The organism is Janthinobacterium agaricidamnosum (assembly GCF_003667705.1).
Lineage (GTDB): Bacteria > Pseudomonadota > Gammaproteobacteria > Burkholderiales > Burkholderiaceae_D > Janthinobacterium.
Window position 1 is genome coordinate 2,257,137 of sequence record NZ_CP033019.1, and the last position, 26,012, is coordinate 2,283,148.

The 26,012-nt window shown below is 62.6% G+C and carries 20 protein-coding genes and 2 riboswitches; of the genes, 10 read left to right on the top strand and 10 right to left on the bottom strand.

The features are described from left to right. The first annotated feature begins 7 nt into the window (after positions 1 to 7). Complete coding sequence (locus tag D9M09_RS10405) at positions 8 to 1,645, top strand: methyl-accepting chemotaxis protein (protein WP_099411141.1); 1,638 nt, start codon at positions 8 to 10, stop codon at positions 1,643 to 1,645. Positions 1,646 to 1,698: 53 nt separating this feature from the next. On the opposite strand, the gene D9M09_RS10410 is transcribed toward D9M09_RS10405, so the two are convergent. Genes D9M09_RS10410 through mgtA form a run of 3 tightly spaced genes read right to left on the bottom strand, consistent with a single transcriptional unit; the run spans position 1,699 to position 5,270 of the window. Next, positions 1,699 to 2,211 carry a ribonuclease HI family protein gene (locus tag D9M09_RS10410; RefSeq protein WP_121669212.1) on the bottom strand — a complete coding sequence of 171 codons (513 nt, stop codon included), beginning with the start codon at positions 2,209 to 2,211 and terminating at the stop codon, positions 1,699 to 1,701. Next, complete coding sequence (locus D9M09_RS10415; RefSeq protein ID WP_121669213.1) at positions 2,208 to 2,549, bottom strand: hypothetical protein; 342 nt, start codon at positions 2,547 to 2,549, stop codon at positions 2,208 to 2,210. The genes D9M09_RS10410 and D9M09_RS10415 overlap by 4 nt, the downstream gene beginning before the upstream one ends. 36 nt (positions 2,550 to 2,585) lie before the next feature. After that, on the bottom strand, positions 2,586 to 5,270 hold the full coding sequence (mgtA, locus tag D9M09_RS10420) for a magnesium-translocating P-type ATPase (RefSeq protein WP_121669214.1): 2,685 nt from the start codon (positions 5,268 to 5,270) through the stop codon (positions 2,586 to 2,588). Between the two features lie 669 nt (positions 5,271 to 5,939). Between mgtA and D9M09_RS28875 the strand changes: the two genes are divergently transcribed. Next, positions 5,940 to 6,215: a hypothetical protein gene (locus tag D9M09_RS28875; RefSeq protein WP_162995628.1), complete on the top strand. Its 276-nt coding sequence runs from the start codon at positions 5,940 to 5,942 to the stop codon at positions 6,213 to 6,215. A 560-nt stretch (positions 6,216 to 6,775) separates the two neighbouring features. Here the strand turns inward: D9M09_RS28875 and D9M09_RS10425 are convergent. Beyond that, positions 6,776 to 7,384 carry a TetR/AcrR family transcriptional regulator gene (locus tag D9M09_RS10425; RefSeq protein ID WP_070288507.1) on the bottom strand — a complete coding sequence of 203 codons (609 nt, stop codon included), beginning with the start codon at positions 7,382 to 7,384 and terminating at the stop codon, positions 6,776 to 6,778. A gap of 25 nt (positions 7,385 to 7,409) precedes the next feature. After that, positions 7,410 to 8,627 carry a Bcr/CflA family efflux MFS transporter gene (locus tag D9M09_RS10430; RefSeq protein ID WP_121671039.1) on the bottom strand — a complete coding sequence of 406 codons (1,218 nt, stop codon included), beginning with the start codon at positions 8,625 to 8,627 and terminating at the stop codon, positions 7,410 to 7,412. Between the two features lie 161 nt (positions 8,628 to 8,788). On the opposite strand from D9M09_RS10430, the gene D9M09_RS28880 reads away from it, so the two are divergent. Next, on the top strand, positions 8,789 to 8,947 hold the full coding sequence (locus tag D9M09_RS28880) for a hypothetical protein (protein WP_162995629.1): 159 nt from the start codon (positions 8,789 to 8,791) through the stop codon (positions 8,945 to 8,947). Positions 8,948 to 9,125: 178 nt separating this feature from the next. Here the strand turns inward: D9M09_RS28880 and gcvP are convergent, their stop codons facing one another. The 3 genes from gcvP to gcvT all read right to left on the bottom strand — a co-directional run bounded on the left by gcvP (position 9,126) and on the right by gcvT (position 13,720). Continuing rightward, entirely contained in the window at positions 9,126 to 12,026 is a 2,901-nt protein-coding gene (gene gcvP / locus D9M09_RS10435; RefSeq protein ID WP_121669215.1) for an aminomethyl-transferring glycine dehydrogenase, read from the bottom strand. 118 nt (positions 12,027 to 12,144) lie between these two features. Beyond that, positions 12,145 to 12,525 (bottom strand): glycine cleavage system protein GcvH, encoded by a 381-nt coding sequence (gene gcvH, locus D9M09_RS10440; RefSeq protein ID WP_070221532.1) that lies wholly within the window; start codon positions 12,523 to 12,525, stop codon positions 12,145 to 12,147. Between the two features lie 73 nt (positions 12,526 to 12,598). Further along, positions 12,599 to 13,720 carry a glycine cleavage system aminomethyltransferase GcvT gene (gene gcvT, locus D9M09_RS10445; RefSeq protein ID WP_121669216.1) on the bottom strand — a complete coding sequence of 374 codons (1,122 nt, stop codon included), beginning with the start codon at positions 13,718 to 13,720 and terminating at the stop codon, positions 12,599 to 12,601. Positions 13,721 to 13,795: 75 nt separating this feature from the next. Continuing rightward, positions 13,796 to 13,901: riboswitch (glycine riboswitch) on the bottom strand. A gap of 28 nt (positions 13,902 to 13,929) precedes the next feature. After that, positions 13,930 to 14,016: riboswitch (glycine riboswitch) on the bottom strand. Positions 14,017 to 14,185: 169 nt separating this feature from the next. Between gcvT and D9M09_RS10450 the strand changes: the two genes are divergently transcribed. The 7 genes from D9M09_RS10450 to def all read left to right on the top strand — a co-directional run bounded on the left by D9M09_RS10450 (position 14,186) and on the right by def (position 24,243). Beyond that, on the top strand, positions 14,186 to 14,758 hold the full coding sequence (locus D9M09_RS10450) for an ATP-dependent Clp protease proteolytic subunit (RefSeq protein WP_070288509.1): 573 nt from the start codon (positions 14,186 to 14,188) through the stop codon (positions 14,756 to 14,758). A gap of 162 nt (positions 14,759 to 14,920) precedes the next feature. Next, positions 14,921 to 15,556 carry a phosphatase PAP2 family protein gene (locus tag D9M09_RS10455; protein WP_230505599.1) on the top strand — a complete coding sequence of 212 codons (636 nt, stop codon included), beginning with the start codon at positions 14,921 to 14,923 and terminating at the stop codon, positions 15,554 to 15,556. Between the two features lie 183 nt (positions 15,557 to 15,739). Then, positions 15,740 to 19,267, top strand: coding sequence for a chromosome segregation protein SMC (gene smc, locus D9M09_RS10460; protein ID WP_121669217.1), 3,528 nt, complete (start codon positions 15,740 to 15,742; stop codon positions 19,265 to 19,267). Then, a complete protein-coding gene (locus D9M09_RS10465; protein ID WP_070287991.1) occupies positions 19,264 to 20,430 on the top strand; it encodes a cell division protein ZipA C-terminal FtsZ-binding domain-containing protein in 1,167 nt (388 codons plus the stop codon). Before smc ends, D9M09_RS10465 begins: the two co-directional genes overlap by 4 nt. A 14-nt stretch (positions 20,431 to 20,444) precedes the next feature. Continuing rightward, positions 20,445 to 22,796, top strand: a complete 2,352-nt coding sequence (ligA, locus tag D9M09_RS10470; RefSeq protein ID WP_121669218.1) for an NAD-dependent DNA ligase LigA — start codon at positions 20,445 to 20,447, stop codon at positions 22,794 to 22,796. A 20-nt stretch (positions 22,797 to 22,816) separates the two neighbouring features. Continuing rightward, entirely contained in the window at positions 22,817 to 23,710 is an 894-nt protein-coding gene (galU, locus tag D9M09_RS10475; RefSeq protein ID WP_070221526.1) for a UTP--glucose-1-phosphate uridylyltransferase GalU, read from the top strand. Next, positions 23,707 to 24,243, top strand: a complete 537-nt coding sequence (def, locus tag D9M09_RS10480) for a peptide deformylase (protein ID WP_070221525.1) — start codon at positions 23,707 to 23,709, stop codon at positions 24,241 to 24,243. The genes galU and def overlap by 4 nt, the downstream gene beginning before the upstream one ends. Positions 24,244 to 24,338: 95 nt before the next feature. On the opposite strand, the gene D9M09_RS10485 is transcribed toward def, so the two are convergent. Together D9M09_RS10485 and D9M09_RS10490 are read right to left on the bottom strand one after the other, a co-directional pair. Then, positions 24,339 to 25,103: a flagellar brake protein gene (locus D9M09_RS10485; protein WP_121669219.1), complete on the bottom strand. Its 765-nt coding sequence runs from the start codon at positions 25,101 to 25,103 to the stop codon at positions 24,339 to 24,341. 145 nt (positions 25,104 to 25,248) lie between these two features. After that, positions 25,249 to 25,998 carry a pseudouridine synthase gene (locus D9M09_RS10490; RefSeq protein ID WP_034752263.1) on the bottom strand — a complete coding sequence of 250 codons (750 nt, stop codon included), beginning with the start codon at positions 25,996 to 25,998 and terminating at the stop codon, positions 25,249 to 25,251. Positions 25,999 to 26,012 lie beyond the last annotated feature (14 nt).

Below are 26,012 nucleotides of genomic sequence, written 5' to 3' on the forward strand. Positions count from 1 at the left end.
TATTCACATGAATTTGTTAAGAAACGTCAGTATTGGTGTGCGCCTCGGCCTGGGTTTTGCCGTGATTTTGCTGTTTTCCATGCTCATCACGGGCATCAGCGTGTGGCGTTTGCACGACGTGGCCACGGCCACGCGCACCATGATGGAACTCCCGCTGGCGAAGGAACGCTATATTTCCGACTGGTATTCCAAGATCGATAGCGGCGTGCGCCGCACCACGGCCATCGCGCGCAGCAGCGACACGACCTTGGGCGCGTATTTTGCGGAAGAGGCGAAACAGTCGTCCGTCGTCTCGGGCGAACTGCAAAAGAAAATCGAAGCCTTGATTTCCAGCCCGGAAGAAAAGGAACTGTTCCGCCTGGTGAGCGAACAGCGCAAGGTTTACCTCGATTCACGCGCGCAAGTATCGAAGCTGAAGGCGGATGGACAGGAAGCGGAAGCGGAGAAGGCTTTCCAGGGTATCTTCGTGCCCGGTTCGACGAAATACCTGAAAGTGGTCAACGACATGCTGCAGCACCAGCGCGCCAGCATCGACACGACGGCGCGCGAGATCGACGATGTCGCCAAGACGAGCCGCAACTTGCTGCTGACCCTGGCCGTGCTGGCGCTGGGCTTTGGCGTCGTCTGCGCCTGGTTGCTGACGATGGGCATCGTGCGTCCCCTGCGCACGGCCGTGGACATTGCCCGCAAGGTGGCCGATGGCGACTTGACGGCGCAGATCGATGCCAGCGCCAAGGATGAAACGGGGCAATTGCTGCAAGCGTTGAAGGACATGAACACGAGCCTGCTCAACATCGTCAGCGAAGTGCGTACGGGCACGGACAGCATTGCGACCTCGTCGACGGAAATTGCCGCCGGCAACCAGGACCTGTCTTCCCGCACGGAAGAGCAAGCCGGTTCCCTGGAAGAGACGGCGTCCTCGATGGAAGAATTGACCAGCACCGTGAAGCAGAATGCGGACAATGCGCGCCAGGCGAACCAGTTGGCGGCATCGGCGGCGCAAGTGGCCGTCAAGGGCGGCGAAGTCGTGGCGCAAGTGGTGGGCACGATGGAATCGATCAATGCGTCGTCGAACAAGATCGTCGACATCATTTCCGTCATCGACGGCATCGCCTTCCAGACGAATATTCTGGCGCTGAACGCGGCCGTGGAAGCGGCCAGGGCCGGCGAGCAGGGCCGCGGCTTTGCCGTCGTGGCGTCCGAAGTGCGCAACCTGGCGCAGCGCTCGGCCAGCGCCGCGAAAGAGATCAAGACCCTGATCGGCGCGTCCGTCGAGCAAGTCAACGCGGGCAGCATGCTGGTGGCGCAGGCAGGCTCGACCATGAACGACATCGTCGACAGCGTGCAGCGCGTGAGCGACATCATCACGGAAATCACGGCGGCCAGCAGCGAGCAAAGCGTGGGCATCGACGAGATCAACCGCGCCATCGGCCAGATGGATGCCGTCACGCAACAGAATGCGGCGCTGGTGGAAGAATCGGCGGCGGCCGCCGAATCGATGCAGCACCAGGCGCACAACCTGGCGCAGGTGGTCAGCGTGTTCAAATTGAATGGGCAGCAGGCCAGTGTCAGCGGCTTGAAGGGGGGCAAGCGTCCGGCAGCCAAGGCGCCAGCAGAAGCATTGCAGCTCGGCCGCGCCGCCTAAGTTGCTTACCCAGTAACGGCTGGGGTCGTACCCTGAGGGTACGACCCTGGTATTCAAGCCTCTGGGGTGAAGCTTGCGATCGCCAGCTGCGACAGCCGGTCCGCCTCGCCATTGCGGTGGCGCGGCAGCCAGCGCAAGCTCACATCCGTGAATTGTTCCAGCAGGGCCACTACGGTGGCCCTCTGCGTTTCCAGTCCCTTGGCGCCCACGGGCGTCGTTCCCAGCACATCATTGATCACCACCTGGCTGTCGCCGTACAGCAGCAGTTGCACGGGCGGCGGGCGCACGCCGAGTGCCGCCTGCAGCACGGCCGTCAGGGCCGCATACTCCGCGTCGCTGCTGCTGCCATAACCGGCCGCTTCGCTCACTTCGATGCGTTCGCCATGCGGTCCCAGCAGCAGGGCGCCTATGCCCAGCTTGCCCGGGTTCGGGTGGGCGGACCCGTCGAACCAGCCGCGCCAGGCCAGCGGGCCGCCATGGTCCTGGCGCTTGAGCGCCAGCTGGGCGCGGCGCGCCTGCATCCTGGCTTCCTTGCGCAGTTTGCGCGCCTCTGCCTCCGCCGTCATGGCTTGATCAGGAAGGTGTCGATGAGGCTGCCGATCCAGCACGCCACCAGCACACACACGGCCAGCGTCATGGCGGGGCCGTCGTTGGCGGAGAGCGCTTCCACTTTTTCCATGATCAGCTGCACGTCCAGGGGCAGGGCGCCGCTGTCGATCTGTGCCATAACCTGGTCCAATCGTGCCATGATCTGGCGCACTACGATCGCCAGCGCAACGAGGGCCGGCACGAGGAAGAGGCAGCCACGGGCCTTGCGGTGCAAGACAAAATGCCCGCTGCCGGGAAAGACGAGGGCCGACAGCAGCAGGGCGAGATGACGTTTGGAAAGGGAGGAGCCGCTCATGCGTGCCTTTTGTAGGGGAAAGAGCGGCTCATCATACTATTGCCAGCCGAATTTGCGCAGATACACGCGTTTCATGAACGTCGTCAGCACGGTGTAGCAGACGAGGATGCCCAGCAGCCATGGGAAATAGCCCAGCGGCAAGGCTTGCAGCTTGAAGTAGGTCGCCAGCGGTCCCATCGGCAGGAACACGCCCACGGCCATGATGACGGTGGTGGCCACCAGCAGGGGCACGGACGCGATGCTGTCGATGAAGGGCAGCTTGGGTGTGCGGATCAGGTGCACGATCAGCGTCTGCGTCAGCAAGCCGACGACGAACCAGCCGGACTGGAACAGGGTCTGTTGTTCCGGCGTATTCGCGCCGAACACATGCCACATCAGGATAAACGTGCTGATGTCGAAGATCGAGCTGATGGGCCCGAAGAACACCATGAAGCGGCCGATGTCGCGCGGGTTCCAGGTCAAAGGCTGCTGGATCAGCTCGGCGTCGACATTGTCGAACGGGATGGCGATCTGCGACACGTCGTACAGCAGGTTTTGCACCAGCAAGTGCAGCGGCAGCATGGGCAAGAACGGCAAAAAGGCGCTGGCCACCAGCACGGAAAACACATTGCCGAAGTTCGAGCTGGCCGTCATGCGGATGTATTTGAGCATGTTGCTGAAGGTGCGCCGGCCTTCCAGCACGCCTTCCTCGAGCACCATCAGGCTTTTTTCCAGCAGGATGATGTCGGCCGCTTCCTTGGCGATATCGACGGCCGAGTCGACGGAAATACCGATGTCGGCCGCGCGCAGGGCGGGCGCGTCGTTGATGCCGTCGCCCATGAAGCCGACGATATGGCCGTTGCCGCGCAGGGCGCGCACAAGGCGTTCCTTGTGCAGCGGGCTGAGCTTGGCAAACACGGTATTGTCTTCCGCAGCGCGGGCCAAAGTGGCGTCGTCCATGTCGTCCAGTTGCGGGCCTTGCAGCACGCCGTGCACGGCCAGGCCCACTTCGCGGCAAATCTTCGCCGTCACCAGGTGGTTGTCTCCCGTCAATACTTTCACGGTGACGCCATGTTCCGCCAGCGCGCGCAGGGCGGGCGCCGTCGATTCCTTCGGCGGATCAAGAAACGCCACATAGCCGATCAGGGTCAGCGCCGTTTCATCGGCCACGCCGTACACGGTCTTATGGGGCGGCACTTCCTTGACGGCCACGGCCACTACGCGCAATCCTTCCGCGTTGAGGCCATGCGTGGTTTCCAGTACCTTGTCCAGCAGGGCCGCGTCGAGCGGAATGTTGACGCCGCCGAGGCGCAGATGGCTGCAGGCGGCGAGGATTTCCTCGACGGCGCCCTTGCAGATCAGCTCATGGTGGTCATTCTTTTCAGACACGACAACGGACATGCGGCGGCGCACGAAATCGAAGGGGATTTCATCGACTTTCACGTAATCGCGGGCCAGTTGCATTTCCGTCTGCAATTCCACATGGTCGAGCACGGCGCGGTCGAGCAGGTTTTTCAGGCCGGTCTGGTAGTGGCTGTTCAGGTAGGCGAATTGCAGTACTTCATCGGACGGCTGGCCGAACACGTCCGTATGGCGTTCCAGCACGATCTTGTCCTGAGTCAAGGTGCCCGTTTTATCTGTGCACAGCACGTCCATGGCGCCGAAGTTCTGGATCGCATCCAGGCGCTTCACGACGACTTTCTTTTTCGACAGTTTCACGGCGCCCTTGGCCAGGGTGCTGGTGACGATCATGGGCAGCATTTCCGGCGTCAGGCCCACGGCGACGGACAGGGCGAACAGGAACGCTTCCATCCAGTCGCCCTTGGTCCAGCCATTGATCAGGAACACGAGCGGCGCCATCACGAGGGCGAAGCGGATCAAGAGCCAGCTGACGCTGTTCACGCCCGCCTCGAACGCCGTGGGCGTGCGCTCGGTGGCCGTCACTCGCGTGGCGATGGTGCCGAAATAGGTGCGGTTTCCCGTGGCCAATACCAGCGCCGTGGCCGCGCCGGAGATTACATTCGTGCCCATGAACAGCAGATTGGCCAGTTCCATCGGGTCTTTGCCATGGGCGTCGGCCAGCTCTGCCATCTTTTCCACGGGCAGGGATTCGCCCGTCATGGCGGCCTGGCTGACGAACAGGTCTTTCGCGGACAGCAGCCGGCAGTCGGCGGGGATCATGTCGCCGGCCGACAGCACGATGATGTCGCCCTGTACCAGCTGGCGGATGGGCAGCTCAATCTGCTGGCCATTGCGCAGCACGGTGGCGGTATTGCTGACCATGGCTTTCAGGCGTTCGGCGGCGCGGTTCGAGCGGCCTTCCTGCACGAAACGCAGCAGGGTTGATAAAATCACCATGGTGCCGATGACGATGGTCGCCTTCGGGTCTTCCGTCAGGTAGGACACGATGGCCAGCACGGTGAGCAGCAGGTTGAACGGATTCTTGTAGCACAGCCACAGGTGCTGGTACCAGGCCAGCGGTTTCTCATGTTCGACCTCGTTCGGCCCCGTCTGCGCGCCGATGACTTGCGCCTCGGCATCGCGCAAGCCTTCCAGGCGCGTGTGCAGGCGGTTCAGGGCGCTGTCCAGGTCTTCATGGGCGGCGGCCAGCAGCTGGCGCGCCAGGTGGTCGGGCACGGGGCGGGCCGTGCTGTTTTCCAGCGGCATGGCGCGGCGCCGGAAGTTGCCGGCCGTATGGCGCTTGCGCAGGAACGATTCGAATAAGCGGGTGAAGAGATTCATGGCTCTTCCTTTCACGACGAGGTGTTGACGGGCGGCGCAGCCGCAGGCAAGACTTGCGTGCCGCCAAGACACAATCGTGCTGGCGGGCAATCCGGGTCAGTAGCCGGTCGCGATCGGAAAGAGGGGGGAGAGGCGCGCAGCCGGAGTGGCCGCGCGAGACACCGCACCTTGCTCAGCAAGGCACGGAGGAAAGAGCGTTCCGCGTTGCTTGCTGCTTAGCTGCCGAGGCAATCACCGATACAAGATCGGCTACTGTCACTAGAACAAGTACCCACGTGGGACTCCGTAAATGAATAATGAGGGCATCTTATGGATGGGCTGCAACAGTGTCAACTGAAGAAATCTTAGCTTTCCAAAGTGTAATGTGGGCGTGGACGAACACGAAAGTCCGATGCCACGGCCATTCATGTTGTTGTGACAATGTGTGATTCTTTCTGCTTGGCAATCCGTTATGCTCGGGTACGCTGACGCGCTACTCCTGCAGGTTTCAGATCCGGCTCGAGATCAGGATGCCTTGGCCTTGTTGTGCTGTTTGCCGTCGTTCCGCTGACTTGCTTTCTACTGGTGCACGCCTAAACCGGACCCATTTTTGGCGTGGCGCGCCTCGCCAAGGGCTACGCGTTCCCTGCCAGCCTCCACGATGCTGCTGCTCCGCATGCGTAGAAACCCGTGAATAACTGTTATACGGCCGGCACGATTGGCAGCGGCCGACGTTTTTCGGTTTATTGTGTTGAAGAAATTGAGTGGCAACAGTTTTGGGAGGTCTCCAACCTCCAGGCCGCCGGTGGTCGTTCACCGGCGGCGGTACAGGCCGTGCTGGGCTCGCAGAATATTGATCTAATGGTGTACGTACCTGAGTTTTTCAACATCAAAGGGCGTGACCTGCCAACAACGGCAAGGAGCAGTCGTTCGAAGCGCAACTTGAGTAACTCAAATCAATGCTAAAAATTATGGAATCTCAAATACAGCTTCAGTTGGGACAGAAAATTTCCCGCATTTCCTTATTTTTTTTCTCCTTAATTTTCTTTGGCTGCGCCTTTGCTCCTGAAGTTGTACCGGCTAATGTAAGGTTTTTTTCCTTGGCTGTATCGGCATTATTTTATTGTGTAGGAAGCAATAAGTCTGCGTTGATTTCACCGACGAAGAGCTTGCAATGGCAGTTCATGCCGCCGATACCACGAGCTTTGTTTCTCGCTTTTTTTCAGTTGCTAGTATTGTCGGCTGTGATGATGCTCCTGGATGCTTAAATTGCCACGATTTCACTAGACACTGCTGAACTGCTCATCAGCTCTGGCTGGGCGACAGTTGCAAACAGTAAGCAATGCATGCAACGGGGCGGAGCCTGCCAACGACGGAAAACGGCGCACGCGGAACTTCGCATGCGAAAAATCCGGCAGCAAGCCGCACCACATTTGAAGGTGGCAAACCGCTGCTTCCGAAGAGTCGATGGCGGCTTGTGTCAGACCTGGTTGTCGGTTCAGCGTGTGACAGTTAGCTATACCGCATCAGGCCGGTTGCGCCGCCATCGCCAGCGAATCGGACAATATCTGCCACAGCGCCGCATGGCGCTGCTGCAGCGCGGCGCCGCCCGCGTAGATCAGTTCCACGTGCAGGCTGTCGACGATGCCCAGGTAGGCTTGCGCGTACAGGTCGACGCGTTGCGGCGGCAGCGCGGGTGCCAGCCGGCCCAGGCTGGCCACGTAGTGCCGCTGCAATTGCGCCAGCAAGGCTTCGTAGCCCGTGCCCACTTCCACGCGCAGGGGCGCGGGCGGCAAATACGCCGTGCGCAGCAAAAAGCGCAAATGGGCTGACTCCGCATAGCGCTGCGCCATGCGGTCGCAGTACAGGGCACCGGCCCGCTGTCCGCCCGGCACCGCCAGCGCCGCCTCGTCGGCGAAGCAGGCGTCCATGAAGGCTTGCTCTTCGGCCAGCGCGTCGGCAAAGACGTCGAGGAAGAGGGCGTCTTTGCCGGCGAAGTGCGAGTACAGCGAGGCCTTGCGCATGCCTGCCTGCGCGGCGATGTCGCTGAGGGAGGAAGCGTCGTAGCCGTGCTCCGAAAAATGCACGACGGCGACGGCGCAGATGTTATCGGCCGAGGCCGAGCGTTTCTTCATATGAGGGTAGTAGTTGGGTGAAGCGTCAGTGCGCTCCCAGGCTGCTGGCGTGTGCCGGATGGATGCGCGCAGTGGCCAGGGTCAGCCATGATACCAGCAGGCCGGCCACGGTCAAGAACAGCAGCCAGGGCAATGGCCCCCATTCGGACAGGCCGGCCGCCAGCGGCGTGGCCAGCGACGACAAGCTCATCTGGATGGCGCCCAGCAGCGCGGCCGTGGAGCCGAGCGCGCGTTGCTGCGAGCCCATGGCCATGGCCATCAGCGCCGCTTCCGCGATGCCTAGGCCAAACAGGGCCACGAACATGCCGGGGACGACGACCATGATTCCCCCTCCGGCCCAGGCACCGAGCAGGGCCAGCCCCGCGCCGGCCAGCATGGCGGCGCTGCCCGCCACGCTCAAGCGCGCCACGCCATGGCGGCTTACCAGGCGGCCGCTGGCCATGGCACCGAGCAGCACGGCCACGCCCGTCGCGCCGAACACGAGGCCGAAACTGCCGGCGGACAGGCCGAAATCGCGCTGGTACACGAGCGACGCGCCGCCAATATACGCAAACAGGAAAAAGAATGCGGCCGACAGGGCCAGCGCGGGCAGCAGGAAGGCGCGGTCGAGCGCGATGCGCGCATACGTGCGGTGCATGCCTTTCGGCGATACACGCTGCTTCGGCGGCAAGGTTTCAGGCAGGAACAGCGCGCTATTGAGCAGGGTCAAGGCGCCCAGCGCGGCCAGGGCCAGCATCACGGCGCGCCAGCCGTAGTGCGCATCGAGCAAGCCGCCCACGGCGGGTGCCAGCACGGGCGCCAGGCCCACGATGGTCATCAACAGGGCAAACAGCTGCGCCGCCTGCACGCCGTCGGCCACGTCGCGCACCATGCTCATCACCACGACCAGGGTCAGCGCCGCGCCCAGGCCTTGCACCGCCCGCGCCAGCAGCAGGGTGTGCAATTGCTCCGCCTGCGACGCCCATACGGCGGCCACGATGTAGACGGCGATGCCGGCCAGCAGCGGACGGCGCCGGCCCAGCATGTCCGTCAGTGGCCCGCACAGCAGCTGCCCGCCGCCCAGGGCCAGCAGAAAGACGGTCAGGCTCAGCTGCACGTTCGCATACGAAGTGTGCAGTTCGCGCGCCATGGCGGGCATCGAAGCGAGGTACATGTCGATGCCGGCCGGACCGAGCACGGCCACCAAGGCCAGGGAAGCCGCTAGAGCGAGACTGGCGGCGGGGAGAGTGGTTTGCTGCTGCATTGTGCTTCCTTCATCGTTCAAAAACACGGCATGGACGCCGCCGTGTTTTTTATTGTACACTTACTGCCTACCGGTAGGTAGCTTGTTCAATCAATGAAAAGGATGGGGACGATGAAAAAGGAAACCATGACGGATGCGTTGCATCCGCAGGGAGGGCTGGCATGACGGAAGTGGGCATTTCACTCAGCGGCGTGGCCGTGGCCTTGCTGTTTGCCGCCTGGAGTTCGCACCGCACGCGCTGCGAGCGGCGCGATGTCGTGTTGCTGACGATGCTGGGCACCGCCCTGGGATTGCCGGGCGCCGCATTGCTGGCGTTGTAGGTCGGATTAGCGGAGCGTAATCCGACATCGCCACAAGCTCCAACCATGTGTCGGATTACGCGCTTGCGCGCTAATCCGACCTACGTGGATGTGTAGGCATAAAAAAAGGCAGGCCGTCTGGCCTGCCTTCCTGTAGTCGCTACGCCCGCGGAAGCGGGCGCTTGGCGCTTACTCTTGCTTACTCTTCCTCGTACGAACTGATCGGTGCGCAACCGCAGAACAGGTTGCGGTCGCCGTACACGTTGTCGGCGCGGCCGACCGGTGGCCAGTATTTGCGTTGACGCAAGGAAGCGACGGGGTAGGCCGCGATTTCACGGCTGTACTTGCGCTCCCAGCTGTCCGACATCAATACCTGTGCCGTGTGCGGCGCGTTCTTCAACGGGTTGTCGTCGTGGTCGAATTCGCCGCTGGCGACCTTGGCGATTTCGCCGCGGATGGCGATCATGGCGTCGATGAAGCGGTCGATTTCCACTTTCGATTCGCTTTCCGTCGGCTCGATCATCAGCGTGCCCGGCACGGGGAAGCTCATGGTCGGCGCATGGAAACCGAAGTCCATCAGGCGCTTGGCCACGTCTTCGTTGCTGATGCCGGTGGCGTCCGTGATCGGGCGCAGGTCCAGGATGCACTCGTGCGCGACCAGGCCGTCGTGGCCCGAGTACAGCACAGGGTAGTGCGGCGCCAGGCGGCGCGCGATGTAGTTCGCCGCCAGGATCGCCGTCTCGGTCGCTGCCGTCAAGCCTTCCGCACCCATCATGGCGATGTACATCCACGAAATCGGCAGGATGCTGGCCGAGCCGAATGGCGCGGCGCTGACGGCGCCGATGCCTGCCGCATCGCGCTGGTAGCCCGAGGAACGCTGGTTCGGCAGGAATTTCGCCAGGTGGGCGCCGACGCCGATCGGGCCGACGCCTGGTCCGCCGCCGCCGTGCGGGATGCAGAAGGTTTTATGCAGGTTCAGGTGCGACACGTCGCCGCCAAACGAGCCGGGAGCTGCCACGCCGACCAGCGCATTCATGTTGGCGCCGTCGATGTAGACCTGGCCGCCGTGCGAGTGGATGATCTCGCACAGTTCCTGGATGCCTTCTTCAAACACGCCGTGGGTGGATGGGTAGGTGACCATCACGCAGGCCAGGTTGGCGCTGTGCTTTTCCGCCTTGGCTTTCAGGTCGGCCAGGTCCACGTTGCCGTTGGCGTCACAGCTGGTGACGACGACCTGCATGCCGACCATGTTGGCCGATGCGGGATTGGTGCCGTGCGCCGACGATGGAATCAGGCAGATGTTGCGGTGGCCTTCGCCGCGCGATTCGTGGTAGGCCTTGATCACCAGCAGACCCGCGTATTCGCCCTGCGAGCCGGCGTTCGGCTGCAGCGAGACGGCCGCGTAGCCCGTCAGCGCGCACAGCATTTCTTCCAGCTGCGCGATCATTTCGCGGTAACCGACCGTTTGCGCATCGGGCGCGAACGGGTGGATGTTCGAGAACTCGGGCCAGGTGACGGGAATCATTTCGCTCGTCGCGTTCAGCTTCATGGTGCACGAGCCGAGCGGGATCATGGTGCGGTCCAGCGCCAGGTCCTTGTCGGCCAGGCTGCGCAGGTAGCGCAGCATTTCGTGTTCCGAGTGGTAGCTGTTGAAGACGGGGTGGGTCAGGTAGGCGCTCTCGCGCGCCAGCTGCGCCGGCAGCGCGCTGGTCACCGCCGCTTCGACGACGTCCAGGTCCGGGGCGGCAGGCGCGTTGGCCAGGCCGTGCGCGAACACTTTCCACAGCAGCGCGATATCGTCGCGCGTGGTGGTTTCGTCGAGCGACACGCCCACATGGGTGGCGTCGATCTTGCGCAGGTTGACACCGTGGTGCATGGCCGTCGCGTGCAGCTGCGCCGCATCGGCCACATTGATGGTCAGGGTGTCGAAGTAAGTCGCGTTGACGACGCCATAGCCGAGGGTTTTCAGGTTGGCGGCCAGCACGCCCGTAAAACGGTGCACGCGCTGGGCGATCTGCAGCAGGCCGGCAGGGCCATGGTAGACGGCGTACATCGAGGCCATCACGGCCAGCAGCACTTGCGCCGTGCAGATGTTGGACGTCGCTTTTTCGCGGCGGATATGCTGTTCGCGCGTTTGCAGGGCCAAACGGTACGCCTTGTTGCCTTGCGCATCGACGGTCACGCCCACCAGGCGGCCCGACATATTGCGCTTGAATTCATCGCGCGTGGACAAATAGCCCGCGTGCGGGCCGCCGAAACCGAGCGGCACGCCGAAGCGCTGGCTGTTGCCGACGACGACGTCGGCGCCCCATTCGCCCGGCGGCGTCAGCATGGTCAGGGCCAGCAGGTCGGCCGCGACGATGACCATGGCGCCATTCGCGTGCAGTTTTTCCACGCCGGCGCGGTAGTCGCGCACGACGCCGTTCACGCCAGGGTATTGCAGCAGCACGCCGAAGCAGGCGTCCAGCGACTCGATTTCCGCCGGATCGAAAGTGCGCACTTCGATGCCGATCGGCTGGGCGCGCGTCTGCACCACTTCCAAGGTTTGGGGCAGCACGTCATTGGCGACGTACAGCACGTTCGATTTCGACTTGCCCACGCGCTGGATCAGGGTCATCGCTTCGGCGGCGGCCGTGCCTTCGTCCAGCATCGAGGCGTTCGAGATGCCCATGCCGGTGAGGTCCGTGATCACTTGCTGGAAGTTCAGGATCGCTTCCAGGCGGCCTTGCGAAATCTCGGGCTGGTAAGGCGTGTACGCCGTGTACCAGGCCGGGTTTTCAAAGATGTTGCGCAGCACGACGCCTGGCGTAAACGTGTTGTAATAGCCCTGGCCGATCAGGGACTTCAATACCTGGTTCTTGCCGGCGATGGCTTTCAGGCGCGACAGGGCTTCCTGTTCCGGCATCGGCTGCGAGTACGCGCCCAGGGGCAGGGCGCCCTTGTTGCGGATGTTGCTTGGCACCAGGGCGTCGATCAGCGCGGCGCGCGATGGATAGCCGAGGGTCGCCAGCATGGCTTGCTGTTCGGTGGCGGAAGGGCCGATGTGGCGGGCGATGAAGGCATCGCGTGCTTCGAGTTGGGTCAGGCTGGTGCGGGTCATGATATAGAGGCCAAAAAAGACTGAAAAACCGGGAGGCGGCGCGCGGGCGCGGCGGCGGGGTATCGCTACAAAATTAAATGCAAACGGGCCGCAAACGCGGCCCGTGAATCAAACGCGATTACGCGCTGGTGGTGGCGCCATAGGCGGCAGCGTCGAGCAAGCCGTCCAGGGCCGACACGTCGGCTGGCTTGATCTTGAACAGCCAGTTGGCGTAGGCGTCGGCGTTGATCGACTCAGGCGAGTTGACCACGTCGTCGTTGACGGCCACGACTTCGCCGGCGATCGGCGCGTAGATGTCGCTCGCTGCCTTGACCGATTCCACCACGGCGGCGTCGTCGCCGGCGCCATAGCTGTTGCCCACGGTTGGCAGTTCGACGAAGACGATATCGCCCAGCGCGTCCTGCGCGTACTCGGTGATGCCGACGGTGATCGTGCCGTCGCCTTCAAGGCGTACCCATTCGTGGGAAGCGGTGTACTTCAGGTCTGCAGGAATGTTCATGTGTGGCTCCAGATGGTAAGTGTTCGTTATTGATTATGGTTGTACGGTCTTGCGGGCGGCTCTATAAATACGCTTACGCAGCCAGGATTTTACCGTTACGCACGAAAGGCAGCTTGACGACGGAAGCGGCCAGCTGCTTGCCGCGGATTTCCACGTGCACGGTGTCGCCCACGGCCACGCCGTTGGGCACGCGCGCGAGAGCAATGGCTTCCTGCATCGTCGGGCTGAAGGTGCCGCTGGTGATTTCGCCCGTGGCATCCGTGCCGGCGATGATGACTTTCTGGTGCGCGCGCAGCACGCCGCCTTTTTCGCGCAGGATCAGGCCCACGAATTGCGCGTTCTGGCCTTTCGCCAGCAGGGCGGCCTTGCCGATGAAGTCGCGCTCGCTGACCAGGTCGATGGTCCATGCCAGGCCCGCGTCGAGCGGGTTGACGCTTTCGTCCATGTCCTGGCCATACAGATTCATGCCTGCTTCCAGGCGCAGGGTGTCGCGCGCACCGAGGCCGGCCGGCTTGACGCCGGCGGCAGCCAGGGCGTTCCACAGCGCTTCCACCTGGGTGGCGGCCACGCCGATTTCAAAGCCGTCTTCGCCCGTGTAGCCGGTGCGCGCCAGCATGACTTCGCCGAAGGCCGTGTCCTTGACGATGACGACGTTGAAGGGCTTGATGGCTTCGGACGCGGCTTGCGTTTCCGGCAGCACTTGCCACACCTTGGCGCGCGCGTTCGGGCCTTGCACGGCCACCAGGGCCATCGCGTCTTTGCCATCGCGGCGCTGCGTGATCGTCAGGCCGCTGTTGGTGCCGGTATTTTGCTGCTGCATCCAGGCTACGTCTTTTTCAGCCGTGCCCGCGTTGACGACGAGGCGGAACCAGTTTTCGTTGAAGAAGTAGACGATCAGGTCATCGATGACGGTACCTTCGGCATTCAACATGCACGAGTACAGCGCCTTGCCCGACACTTGCAGCTTGTCGACGTTGTTGGCCAGCAAGCCGCGCAGGAAGGCGCGCACATTCGGGCCTTCGATATCGACCACGCACATATGGGACACGTCGAACATGCCGGCGTCGCTGCGCACGGCGTTGTGTTCTTCGATTTGCGAGCCGTAGTTGACAGGCATGTCCCAGCCGCCGAAATCGACCATGCGGGCGCCGAGGGCACGGTGGGCGTTGTTGAGTGGGGTCGCTTTGAGCGTCATGGATTCCTCGGGACGAAGGTAAAGGGGGAAGTTAACAAAACATAGAATAGCCAAACACGGCTTTCCAGCGTGATCACTGACCCCCCTGTCCTTTGTACCTGAGAGATTACGGGGGCTTGCCCCGTGCGCCCCTTCGGTGGGCCGCCGGCATGTGCCGCGGCCGCTCTCCAGAGTTGAGCTAAAACGTGTCGCCAAAGCAACAGCTTCAGTCCGCCTGATCGGTCCTTTTGCCTGAGAGTTTTTGGGTAGTGCCCCTTCGGCGGCAACGCTGGGTTGCCCTCTCCCGATCAAGTGGGAGGAATATATGCCAGCAGGGTGTTTCTGTCAATCTGAAAAGACGTTGCCAAATTGCAGCAAAAGCCCCGGTTTGCGGGGCTGGGAGGGGCGCTGGCCCGGTGCAAAAGGGCGCCCGGCCGCGCGGGAATGCGCTATGATGAAATCCTGGCTTTCTTGCGGGTGCCTGCCATGAACACTACACAAAGCGAGACGCAAAACAACACCGAGCAGCACGGTTACTTTACCCTCTCCGGCGACGTCAACAGCGACATGGTGCGGCGCGTCTTCAATGCCGCCGCCGACATCACGGAAGACAAGCTCACCACCGCGCACATCCTGATCCAGTCCAACGGCGGCTATGTCAGCGATGGCATCTGTCTGTACAACTTCCTCAGCAAGTTGCCGCTCGACATCATCACCTACAACGCGGGCGCCGTGGCGTCCATCGCCGTCACCCTGTTCCTGGCGGGGCGGCACCGCCATGCCAGCGACACGGCCCGCTTCATGGTGCACAAGTCGCATGCGACCGCCTCGCCCGGTTCGCGCCCCGATGCGCTCAGCATCATCGTCGAGGGCTTGCGCGCCGACGACATGCGCACCGAGCGCATCTTGCGCGGCCACGTCAACCTGACGGAAGAGCAGTGGCAGGTGCACGCGTATTCCGACCTGCACCTGACGGCCGACCAGGCGCTGGTAGTGGGCATGGTCGAATCGATCCGCGACTTTGCGCCGCCCAAGGGCAAGCGCCTGACGAATATCTGAGGCGTCGCCGGTGCGGCATCCGCGAGAATATTTTCTTATGGCAATTTTCGAGGTGGAAATTGTAATGGAATGTAATTCTTGCCCGTAGTTGATGAAAACCCGGGTGCAAGCAGGGCCAGTCGTGGCATAGTGCACGCTGATCATGAAATAAGCGTAGGCACGATGACTTGGTGGAATGGGATTTCTTTTGCGGCCGACATGTCCGTGATGGGGCCGGCTGGCGTGGCGATCGCCCTGTGGCTGCTCGTGTCGCGCCAGTGGCGGCTGGTACTCAGCTGGAGCTTGTGGTACGGCGGCGGCCTGGCCCTCGTGGTGCTGTCGAAGCTGGCCTTCATGAGTTGGGGCGTGGGCAGCAGCACGCTCGATTTTACCGGTTTCAGCGGCCACGCCATGCGCGCCGGCGCCGTGTTTCCCGTGCTGATGTATGTGCTGCTGCAGCGGGCCGAACCGCGCTGGCGCCATGCCGGCGTGCTGGTCGGCGTGGCCTTTGCCGTGCTGGTGGCCATATCCCGCGTGGTCGTGCATGCGCACAGCGTGTCCGAAGCCGTCAGCGGCTGCGTGCTGGGCCTGGCGCTGGCGCTGGGCTTCATGTGGAATGCCCGTGGCGCCGTCAATTTTGCCGTCAGCCATGCGCTGGCCCTGGCCAGCCTGGCGCTGATGGTGGTGCTGAGCTTCAAGGCGGAGCCCATGCCGACCGAACAATGGCTGCAAAAACTGGCCCTGGTGCTGTCCGGCCATGAGCGCGTTTTTTCCCGCGCGGACTGGAAACTGGCGCAGGATGGCCGTCCTGCCCCCTGATCCGCTGCCGGCAGGCACCTGGCGCGACGGTTTTTTGGCCAGAAAAGCATCAGGAAATGGTATGATGAAGCACTTTTTTGCGGCGAGCGGCCAGGCTGCCGTCGCGATGCGGCATCTGAACTGAACATGAACCGGGTTCACCCATAATATAACCGCCAGCATAGGCCAGGAACTCTAAAACACGTGCGTCTCTCTTCCATCAAGTTGTCGGGATTTAAGTCTTTCGTCGATCCCACCAATTTTCAGGTGCCAGGCCAGCTCGTGGGCGTGGTCGGGCCGAATGGCTGCGGCAAGTCGAACATCATCGACGCCGTGCGCTGGGTGCTGGGCGAATCAAAAGCGTCCGAATTGCGCGGCGAATCGATGCAGGACGTCATTTTCAACGGCTCCACGCACCGCAAGCCGGCTGGCCGCGCCTCGGTCGAGCTGGTGTTCGATAACAACGATGGCAAGGCGTCCGGCCAGTGGGGCCAGTACGCCGAGATCGCCGTCAAGCGCACCTTGACGCGCGACGGCACCTCCACCTATTACATCAATGGCCAGCCCGTGCGCCGGCGCGACATCCAGGATATCTTCCTCGGCACGGGCCTCGGTCCGCGCGCCTATGCCATCATCGGCCAGGGCATGATTTCGCGCATCATCGAATCGCGCCCCGAAGAATTGCGCGTCTTCCTCGAGGAAGCGGCCGGGGTCTCCAAATACAAGGAACGCCGCCGCGAGACGGAAAACCGCTTGCAGGACACGCGCGAGAATCTGCTGCGCGTCGAAGACATCTTGCGCGAACTCAATGCCAACCTGGAAAAACTGGAAGCGCAGGCGGCCGTGGCCACGCGTTTCCACGCCTTGCAGGCGGACCAGGAAGAAAAGCAGAAACTGTTGTGGCTGTTGCGCAAGAACGAGGCGCAAAACGAGCAGACGCGCTATTTCCGCGAAGTGGAACAGGCGCAGACGGACCTGGAAGAGCAGACGGCCAAGCTGCGCAATGTCGAGCTGACCCTGGAACAGATGCGCCAGGCGCACTTTGCCGTGGGCGACCGGCTGCATACGGCGCAAGGCCATCTGTACCAGACGAATGCGGAAATCGGCAGCCTGGAAGCGCAGATCAAGTTCGTCATCGAATCGCGCGCCCGCCTGCAGGCCCAGCTGGCCACCCTGACGGCCCAGCGCGACCAGTGGACGCAACAGGGCGGCGAATACCAGGAACAGATCGAAGAGGCGGAATTCCACCTCGAGGAACTGGCCGCCAAGGTGGAACAGTCGCAAATGATGGCTGAGCAGAAGGGCGAGCAATTGCCCGAGCTGGACGCCGCCTGGCGCGCCGCGCAAAACAAGAGCACGGAATCGCGCGCGCGGATCATGCAGGCCCAGCAGCAGCTGGAACTGGAATCGGCGCACCAGCGCAATGCCTCGAACATCCTGGCCAGCCTCTTGAGCCGCCGCGAGCGGCTACAGCAGGAAAAGAACAGCCTGAGTTTGCCCGACAGCAGCCACCTGGAAAACCTGAAACTGCAACTGGAAGAAAAGCAGCAAACCCTGGAAGAGCAGGGTTTCTACCTGGAAGAAGCGCTCGAGCAGCAGCCGAAGCTGGAGCAGGAGCGGGCCGAGGCGCAGGCGCAGGTCAATGCCGAGACGGCGGCCAATGCCCAGCTGGAAGCGCGTCTTTCTGCTTTGAAACAATTGCAGGAACGGGTGCAGACGCAGGGCAAGGTCCAGCCGTGGCTGAAAAAGCACGAACTCGACACCTTGCCCCGCCTGTGGCAAAAGCTGCAGATCGAGGCGGGCTGGGAAGCGGCCATGGAGTCGATCCTGCGCGAGCGTACGTCGGCCCTGCAACTGTCGAATATCGACTGGGCCAAGGCTTTCTTTGCGGACGCGCCGCCGGCCAAGCTGGCCCTGTACGCGCCATCGACGGTGGCGCCGCTGCCGTTGCCGGATGTGCCAGGCCTGAAACCGTTTTTGAACTTGTTGAAACTGAACGATCCCGGCTTGCGCGGCTTGCTGCAGGATTGGCTGTACAACGCCTACGCCGTGGAAGACGCGGCCGAGGCGCTGGCCGAACGGGCGAAATTGCCGCCGGGCGGCTATTTCGTCACGCGCGCCGGTCACGTGGTCACGGCCACCAGCGTGCGCTTCTATGCGGCCGATTCGGAGCAGGAAGGCATGCTGGGCCGCCAGCAGGAAATCGAGAATATCGGCAAGCAGCTGCGCGCCCAGCAATTGCTGGCCGAAGAGGCGCGCGCCCGTTCCGTGCGGGCCGACGCCGCCGTGGCGACGCTCACGCGCAACCTGTCGGACTTGCGCCTGCGCATACAGCAGCTCACTTCCTCCGTGCATACCCTGCAACTGGACGTGGTGAAACTGTCGGAAGTGGAAGCGCGCTTCAACCAGCGCAGCACGCAGATCGGCGCCGACCTGGCGGAAATTGCCGCGCAGGAAGCGGAGCAGCAGCAGATCAAGGCCGAATCGGAAGAGAAATTCGAACAGCTGGACATGGAGCTGGGCAATTTGCAGGAAGCGCACGAAGAAGGCCATACGGATTTCCTGCAGAAGGAACAGCGGCTGGCCGAGGCGCGCGAAGCCTTGCGCGACCTGGAGCGGGCCGCCAAGGATACGGAATACGCGGAAAAAGCCCACCGCGCGAAGATCGAGGAATTGCGCCGCAATATCGCCACGGCCAGTACGCAGGCCCAGCAAGTGACGGAAAGCCTGGAAGCTGGCCAGCAGGAACTGGCCAGCCTGGAAAGCGGCGCGGCCGCCGACGGCTTGCAGGATCTGCTCGAGCGCCGCACGACGCAGGAGCGGGCGCTGGCCGACGCGCGCCATGAACTCGATCAAATTACGCAGCAGCTGCGCCTGTCCGAAGATGCGCGCACGCAATCGGAACGCAGCCTGCAGCCGCAGCGCGACAAGATCATGGAAATGCAGCTCAAGGAACAGGCCGCGCGCCTGAACCAGGAGCAATTCGCCCAGCAATTGCTGGAATCGGGCGCCGATGAAGCGGCCCTGACGGAAAAACTGCATCCGGATATGCGTCCATCGTATCTGCAGGGCGAAGTCACGCGCCTGACCAATGCCATCACGGCACTGGGCGCCGTCAACCTGGCCGCGCTGGACGAACTGGCGCAGGCGTCGGAGCGCAAGAATTTCCTCGACGCCCAGAACGCCGACCTGACGGAAGCGATCAATACCCTGGAAGACGCGATCCACAAGATCGACAAGGAAACGCGCGACTTGCTGCAAGACACGTTCGACAAGGTCAACCACCACTTTTCCGAGCTGTTCCCCATCCTGTTCGGCGGGGGACAGGCCAGGCTGACCATGACGGGCGACGAGATTCTCGATTCCGGTGTACAAGTCATGGCGCAGCCTCCCGGCAAGAAAAATGCCACCATCCACCTGTTGTCCGGTGGAGAGAAGGCGCTGACCGCGACCGCATTGGTGTTTTCCATGTTCCGCCTGAATCCGGCGCCGTTCTGCCTGCTCGACGAAGTCGATGCACCGCTGGACGATTCGAACACGGAACGCTTCTGCCGCATGGTCAAGCGCATGTCCGACCAGACCCAATTCCTTTTCATTTCGCATAACAAGATTGCGATGGAAATGGCCCATCAATTGATCGGTGTGACGATGCAGGAGCAGGGCGTATCGCGCATCGTGGCGGTGGACATGGAGTCCGCCGCAAATTTTGCAACCGAGGCACAAGCAGCATGACAGACCTTCAAATTACCTTGTTCGGCGCCGGCGGCGTTTTTATCGTCGGCGTTTTCTCGTACAACAAATGGCAGGAATACAAGGCCAAGAAAAGCGTGGAGCGGGCTTTTTCCACCGACCACGATGACGTGCTGATGCGCGAGGGCGACGCCCCTGCGGTGGAAGCCCAGGAACCCGTCTTGCGTCAGGAACCGCGCTTTGACGCGGCGCCCGCCGCCAAGGCCGAACCATCGTTCGGCGCGCCGCCCGCTAGCGCCGTGCCCGAAGCCCCCGTGCATGCGGAACCGTCGCTTGGCGATGCCGGCGTGGAAGCGCCTGCTGCCGTGGCCGCGCCGCTGCAGCAGGAAGTGAGCGCCGCCAGCGAACAGGCGACCAGCCTGGTCGACCCGCTCATCGATTGCCTGCTGCCTTTGTCGCTGGAAGCGCCCGTGCGCGGCGACAAGATCCTGCCCGTGCTGCAAACCCTGCGCCTGGTGGGCAACAAGCCCGTCCACTTCATCGGCTTGCATGTGAATGGCGACTGGGAACCGATCACGCATGGCGGTGTCTACACCAAGATGCAGGGCGGCGTACAGCTGGCCAGCCGCAGTACGGCCCTCAATGAGCTCGAATACTCGGAACTGGTCACGCGCCTGCGCGGCGTTGCCGACGAGATCGGCGCCGAGCCGGAAGTGCCCGACATGATGGAAGTGATGGCCGAAGCGCGCAATCTGCACCGTTTCGTCGCCGGTCACGACGCCCAGCTGGGCGTGAACCTGCACACGAATGGCGCGCCATGGGCCATTTCCACCTTGCTGTTCGCGCTGGAAAAACAGGGCTTTGACGTGCGTCCGGACGGCCGTTTCGTCATGCCCGACGGCGAAGGCAGCCATCTGTTCTCGCTGTCGACGAATGTCACCCTGGCCGAGGAAACGACGCCCCGTTTGACACTGCTGCTGGACGTGCCATGCGTGGCGCCCGCGCGCGACGGTTTCGGCGCCATGGTCGCCTGCGCCAAGGCGCTGGTGGGCCGCCTCGACGCCACCATTGTCGACGATTACAACCAGGCTTTGTCCGATGCGGCGCTGGCCGAGATCGCTGGCCAGGTGCAAGAGTTTTACCAGGAAATGGACGCGGCCGACATTCCGGCCGGTTCCACCCGCGCCCTGCGTTTATTTAGCTGAAGAATCCTGCAACAATGACTGATCCGATCAACCAGGATGCCGCAGCGCGCGTCCTGGCACTCACGGCCGAACTCAACCGGCACCTGCACGCCTACCACGTGCTCGACAATCCCACCATCCCCGACGCCGAGTACGACAAGCTGTTCGTCGAACTGCAAACGCTGGAAGCGGCCCATCCCGACTTGCGTACGCCCGATTCGCCCACCTTGCGCGTGGGCGCGGCGCCTTTGCCGCAATTCGAGCAAGTCACGCACACGGTGCCGATGCTGTCGCTGAACAATGGTTTCACCGATGACGATATCATCAACTTCGACCGCCGCGTGCGCGAAGGCCTGGACCTTGATGGTACGGATGTCGACTATGCTGCCGAAGTGAAATTCGACGGCCTGGCCATCAACCTGCGCTATGAGCGCGGCCTGTTCGTGCAGGCGGCCACGCGCGGCGATGGCGCCACGGGCGAGGACGTGACGGCGAATATCCGCACCATTTCCGGCATCCCGCTGCGCTTGCATGGCGACAAGATTCCAGCCGTGCTCGACGTGCGCGGCGAAGTGATGATGTTCAAGGGCGATTTTGCCCGCCTGAACGAACGCCAGCGCGAAGCGGGGCAGAAGGAATTCGCCAACCCCCGCAATGCGGCGGCCGGCAGCCTGCGCCAGCTCGATTCGCGCATCACGGCGCAGCGCAAGCTGCGTTTCTATGCCTACGGCATCGGTGCGCTGGAAGGCGCCGCCATGCCGGTGTCGCACTCGGCCTTGCTGGACTGGTACGAAACCCTGGGCATCCCCGTGTCCAAGGAGCGCAAGGTGGTGCAGGGCGCGCAGGGCTTGCTTGCCTACTACGCCGATATCGGCGCGCGCCGGCCCTCCTTGCCGTATGAAATCGACGGCGTCGTCTACAAGGTGAACGCAACGGAAGACCAGCAGGAGCTGGGCTTTGTGTCGCGCGCGCCGCGTTTTGCGCTGGCGCACAAGTTCCCTGCCGAAGAAGCGCTGACGCAAGTGCTGGGCATCGATATCCAGGTGGGCCGCACGGGCGCCATGACGCCCGTGGCGCGCCTGGCGCCCGTGTCCGTGGGCGGTGTGACGGTGACCAACGCCACCTTGCACAATGAAGACGAAGTGCTGCGCAAGGATGTGCGCGTGGGCGATACCGTCATCGTGCGCCGCGCCGGCGACGTGATCCCGGAAGTGCTGAGCGTGGTGCTGGATAAACGCTTGGCGCCGGCGCCGCTGCCGTTCAAGATGCTGGAAGCGTGCCCCGTGTGCGGCTCGCACGTGGTGCGCGAAGAGGGCGAGGCCATCGCCCGCTGCTCGGGCGGCCTGTTCTGCTCGGCGCAGCGCAAGGAAGCGTTCCGTCATTTCGCGGGCCGCCGCATGATGGATATCGAAGGTCTGGGGGAACGTTATATCGATACCCTGGTCGAACTCGAATACGTGCATGGCCTGGCTGACCTGTACAGCCTGACCCTGGATAAATTGCTGGAAATGAAGCTGCGCGCCGACGAGCGCGACGGTTCGACGCCGGAAACAGTGCAACAAGGCAAGATTCCCACCAAGTGGGCGGAAAATCTGCTGGCAGGCATCGAAGCGAGCAAGCGCCCGCCGCTCGAGCGTTTCCTGTTTGCGCTGGGCATCCGCCACGTGGGCGAATCGACGGCCAAGACCCTGGCCGAGTGGTTGGGCAGTCTCGACTACGTGCGCCGGGCGCCGGCCGCCTTGCTGCGCGTGCTGCCCGACATCGGCGGCACCGTGGCCGAGTCGATTGCCGATTTCTTTGCCGAAGAAAAGAACCAGCAGGCGTTGCAGGCATTGCTGGACGCGGGTGTCACGCCGCAAGGCGAACACGCGCCCAGCGCCAAGCTGCGCACGCAGCTCGAACAAACCACCTTGCTGGCCGCCATCGGCATTCCGAAGCTGACGGAGCCGCGCAGCAAACAGCTGGTGGAGCGGGGCGTGACCCTGGCCAGTCTGGCGGCGCAAGGTGCCAGCTTCCACGCGGGCTTGCCCGCCGCCGTGGCCGAAGCGCTGGCGCAATGGCTGGCCGATGAGGGCAATGTCAAGCTGCTTGGTCAACTGGACGCGCTACGAAATGAATTACTGTCACAATTGCCTGAAATGCCAGCTGCTGGCGGCAAACTGGACGGCAAGACCTTTGTTTTGACGGGCACTTTGCCCAACATGAGCCGCGACGAGGCTGCGGAGTTGATCGAGGCGGCCGGCGGCAAGGTCAGCGGTTCGGTGTCGAAGAAAACCGCTTACGTCGTGGCCGGTTCGGACGCCGGCAGCAAGCTGGCCAAGGCGCAGGAGCTGGGTGTGGCCATACTCGACGAGGCTGGTCTGCTGACCCTGTTGGCGCAAGACTAATCATTCATTACAGAAGACCCATGAAAAAAATCAGAAAAGCAGTCTTTCCCGTCGCCGGCCTGGGCAGCCGTTTCTTGCCTGCGACCAAGGCGCAACCGAAGGAAATGTTGCCTATCGTTGACAAGCCATTGATACAGTACGCGGTCGAGGAAGCCGTGGCCGCGGGTATCACGGAAATGATCTTCATCACGGGCCGCAACAAGCGCGCCATCGAAGACCATTTCGATACGGCCTATGAGCTCGAGTCGGAACTGGAAGCGGCCGGCAAGCGCCAGTTGCTGGAAATGGTGCAAAACGTCATTCCCAAGCACATCAATTGTATTTACATCCGCCAGTCGGCGCCGCTGGGCCTCGGGCATGCCGTGCTGTGCGCGCGTCCCGTGATCGGCGACGAGCCGTTTGCCGTCTTGCTGGCCGACGATTTCATGGATGTGGAAGAGGGCGTGCGCCCCGTGCTGGCGCAGATGGCCGATGTGTTCCAGTATGAAAACTGTTCCCTGCTGGCGGTGCAGGACGTGCCGCGCGCGGAAACCAGGCAGTACGGTATCGTCAGCGCCCAGCATTATCAGCCTGACCTGGAGCTGGTGTCGGGGATCGTGGAAAAACCCGTGCCGGAAGAGGCGCCGTCGACCCTCGCCGTGGTCGGCCGTTATGTGCTGACCAGCCGCATCTTCGAGCACCTGGAAAAAATCGGTACGGGCGCCGGCGGTGAAATCCAGTTGACGGACGGCATCGCCGCCCTGATGCGTGAAGAGCGCGTGCTGGCTTACCGTTACAAGGGGCAGCGTTATGATTGCGGCTCCAAGCTGGGTTATCTGAAGGCAACGACGGCGATGGGCATGAAACACCCGGAAACGGGCGCGGCCTTCCGCACTTACCTGCAAGAACTGCAATCGACACTGGACGCAAAATGACGGTACGTGAAATCCTGAAGATGGGCGATCCGCGCCTGCTGCGGATGGCCGAGCCCGTGCGTGAATTCGATACGCCCGAACTGCATGCCTTGATCGCCGACATGTTCGACACCATGCACGCGGCCAATGGCGCAGGCCTGGCGGCGCCGCAGATCGGCGTCAACCTGCAAGTGGTGATCTACGGCTTCAAGCAGAACCTGCGCTATCCCGACGCGCCGCAAGTGCCGGAAACCGTGCTGATCAACCCCGTGCTGACGCCTTTGTCGGAACGCAAGGAAGAGGGTTTTGAAGGCTGCCTGTCCGTGCCCGGCCTGCGCGGCAGCGTGCCGCGCTGGAGCGAGCTGCACTACGAAGGCGTCGACCAGTTCGGCCAGCCCATCAGCCGCGACTGCGACGGCTTCCATGCGCGCGTGGTGCAGCATGAAGTGGACCACCTGCACGGCATCCTGTATCCGATGCGTATCGTCGACTTCACGCAGTTCGGCTATACCGAGGTCATGTTCCCCGACCTGGATCCGAACGACGACGATTAATTGCCGCTTAACCTGGACGTCCGGGGTCAGACCCCCGGATGCGTTAGCGCAAAGCTATGTGTTGGCGGTGTTGAGGGTCTGACCCCAGTACTAAACTAGCGCACCTTGCGGCTGCTGCCCAGGTTATCGAGCAATGCCTTCAGCTCATCCTGCATGGCATCCGTCAGGTTCAGGAAGCGGCAGCCGATCTGCACCTGCTCGCCCAGCAGGAAGGAGCGGAAGGTGCGCGACAGGCGGATTTCCAGGTCGGCGATCATGACCTTGTCCGGCCCCAGCTCCAGGCGCACGCGCGACAGCTTGCGGCCCACGTACAGGCCTACCGTGTCGCGCGGATGGGCGCGCATGCCGATGCCGCCGGCCGAGAAATCATACAGCTGCAATTCATATGGACGGCCCTCGAGCACGAAGGCGGCCAGGTAGTACACGCCCAGCGGTGTTTCCAGGCGTGCCGATTCGCGCCGCTCCAGGACCAGGCAATGGCTGGGGAAGTTCGTCAGGTAGACGTTCGGCCGCTCGGGATACGCTTGCCATTCGCCATTGATGGTGAACTGCAGTTTGGCGTTTTGTACCCACGATACAAACGTGGCGCCGCCAGACGGCAGGGTCGCACCTTCATTGAGTTCCAGCACGAATTGCGGCAAGTCATCGTCAACGGACAGGACGCGCCCCAGGATGAGGTCTTCGCCGCCAGCCGGGTAGATGGAGATGGCGTCGCCGTTGTCAGCCAGGCTGCACAAGGTTTCGCCGATATCCCACGGATCGCTCATATGGTGCGGCTTGGTGCCGGGGGCCATCGGCTCGGCCACGTCAGCCAGACTGGGCGCGCCCTTGCGCAGGGGATTGGGGATGGGATCGTTCACGACAGCGTATCTCTTTTGTTCTAATGGGGAATAGTGTATAGGTTTAAGGCAATATTTACTAAGTAAATCACAATAATTGATTTTATATCACTATATTCCTGTTGCTTATGTATGCAGGCCTGGCATGCCGCCTTGACGTCGCCGCTTAAAACTGTTCGTCTGCGCTCAAATAACGCCATTGGCCGGTCGGCAAGTCGCCCAGTTTGACCTTGCCGATGCGCACGCGTTTCAAACCCAGCACCTTCAGACCCACGGCTTCGCACATGCGGCGGATCTGGCGTTTCTTGCCTTCGCGCAAGGTAAAGCTCAGCTGGTCTTCGTTTTGCCAGCGCACCTTGGCCGGCAACAGCGGCTTGCCGTCGAGCCACAGGCCGTGGTTGAGCTTTTTCAGCTCGCTGTCGGGCAGGGTGCCGCCCTTGGTGTAGCTCACGCGCACCAGGTATTCCTTGTCGATGTCGGTATCGTGGCCGATCAGCTGCTTGGCCACGCGGCCGTCCTGCGTCAGGACCAGCAAGCCGACGGAATCGATGTCCAGCCGTCCCGCTGCCACCAGGCTGCGCAGCTGGGTCGGATGGAATTGTTCCGGGCTGCGGTCTTCCGCCCAGCGGTTTTCCGCCTTGATCAGGGCCACGGCGGGCGTGTAGCCGTCTTCGGCCTGGCCGCTGACGTAGCCGACGGGTTTGTTGATCAGCACGGTGACGCGCTTCGATTGCTCGGCCGCCGCCTGGCGTTCCACGGTGACTCTCTGGCTCGGGTAGACCTTGCTGCCCAGTTCGGACACCACCTTACCATCCACGCGGACCCAGCCGCGGGCGATCCATTCATCGGCTTCGCGGCGCGAGCACAGGCCCAGTTCGGACATGCGTTTGGACAAGCGTAATAATTCTTCGGTCATGTTGTTTCAGTTTC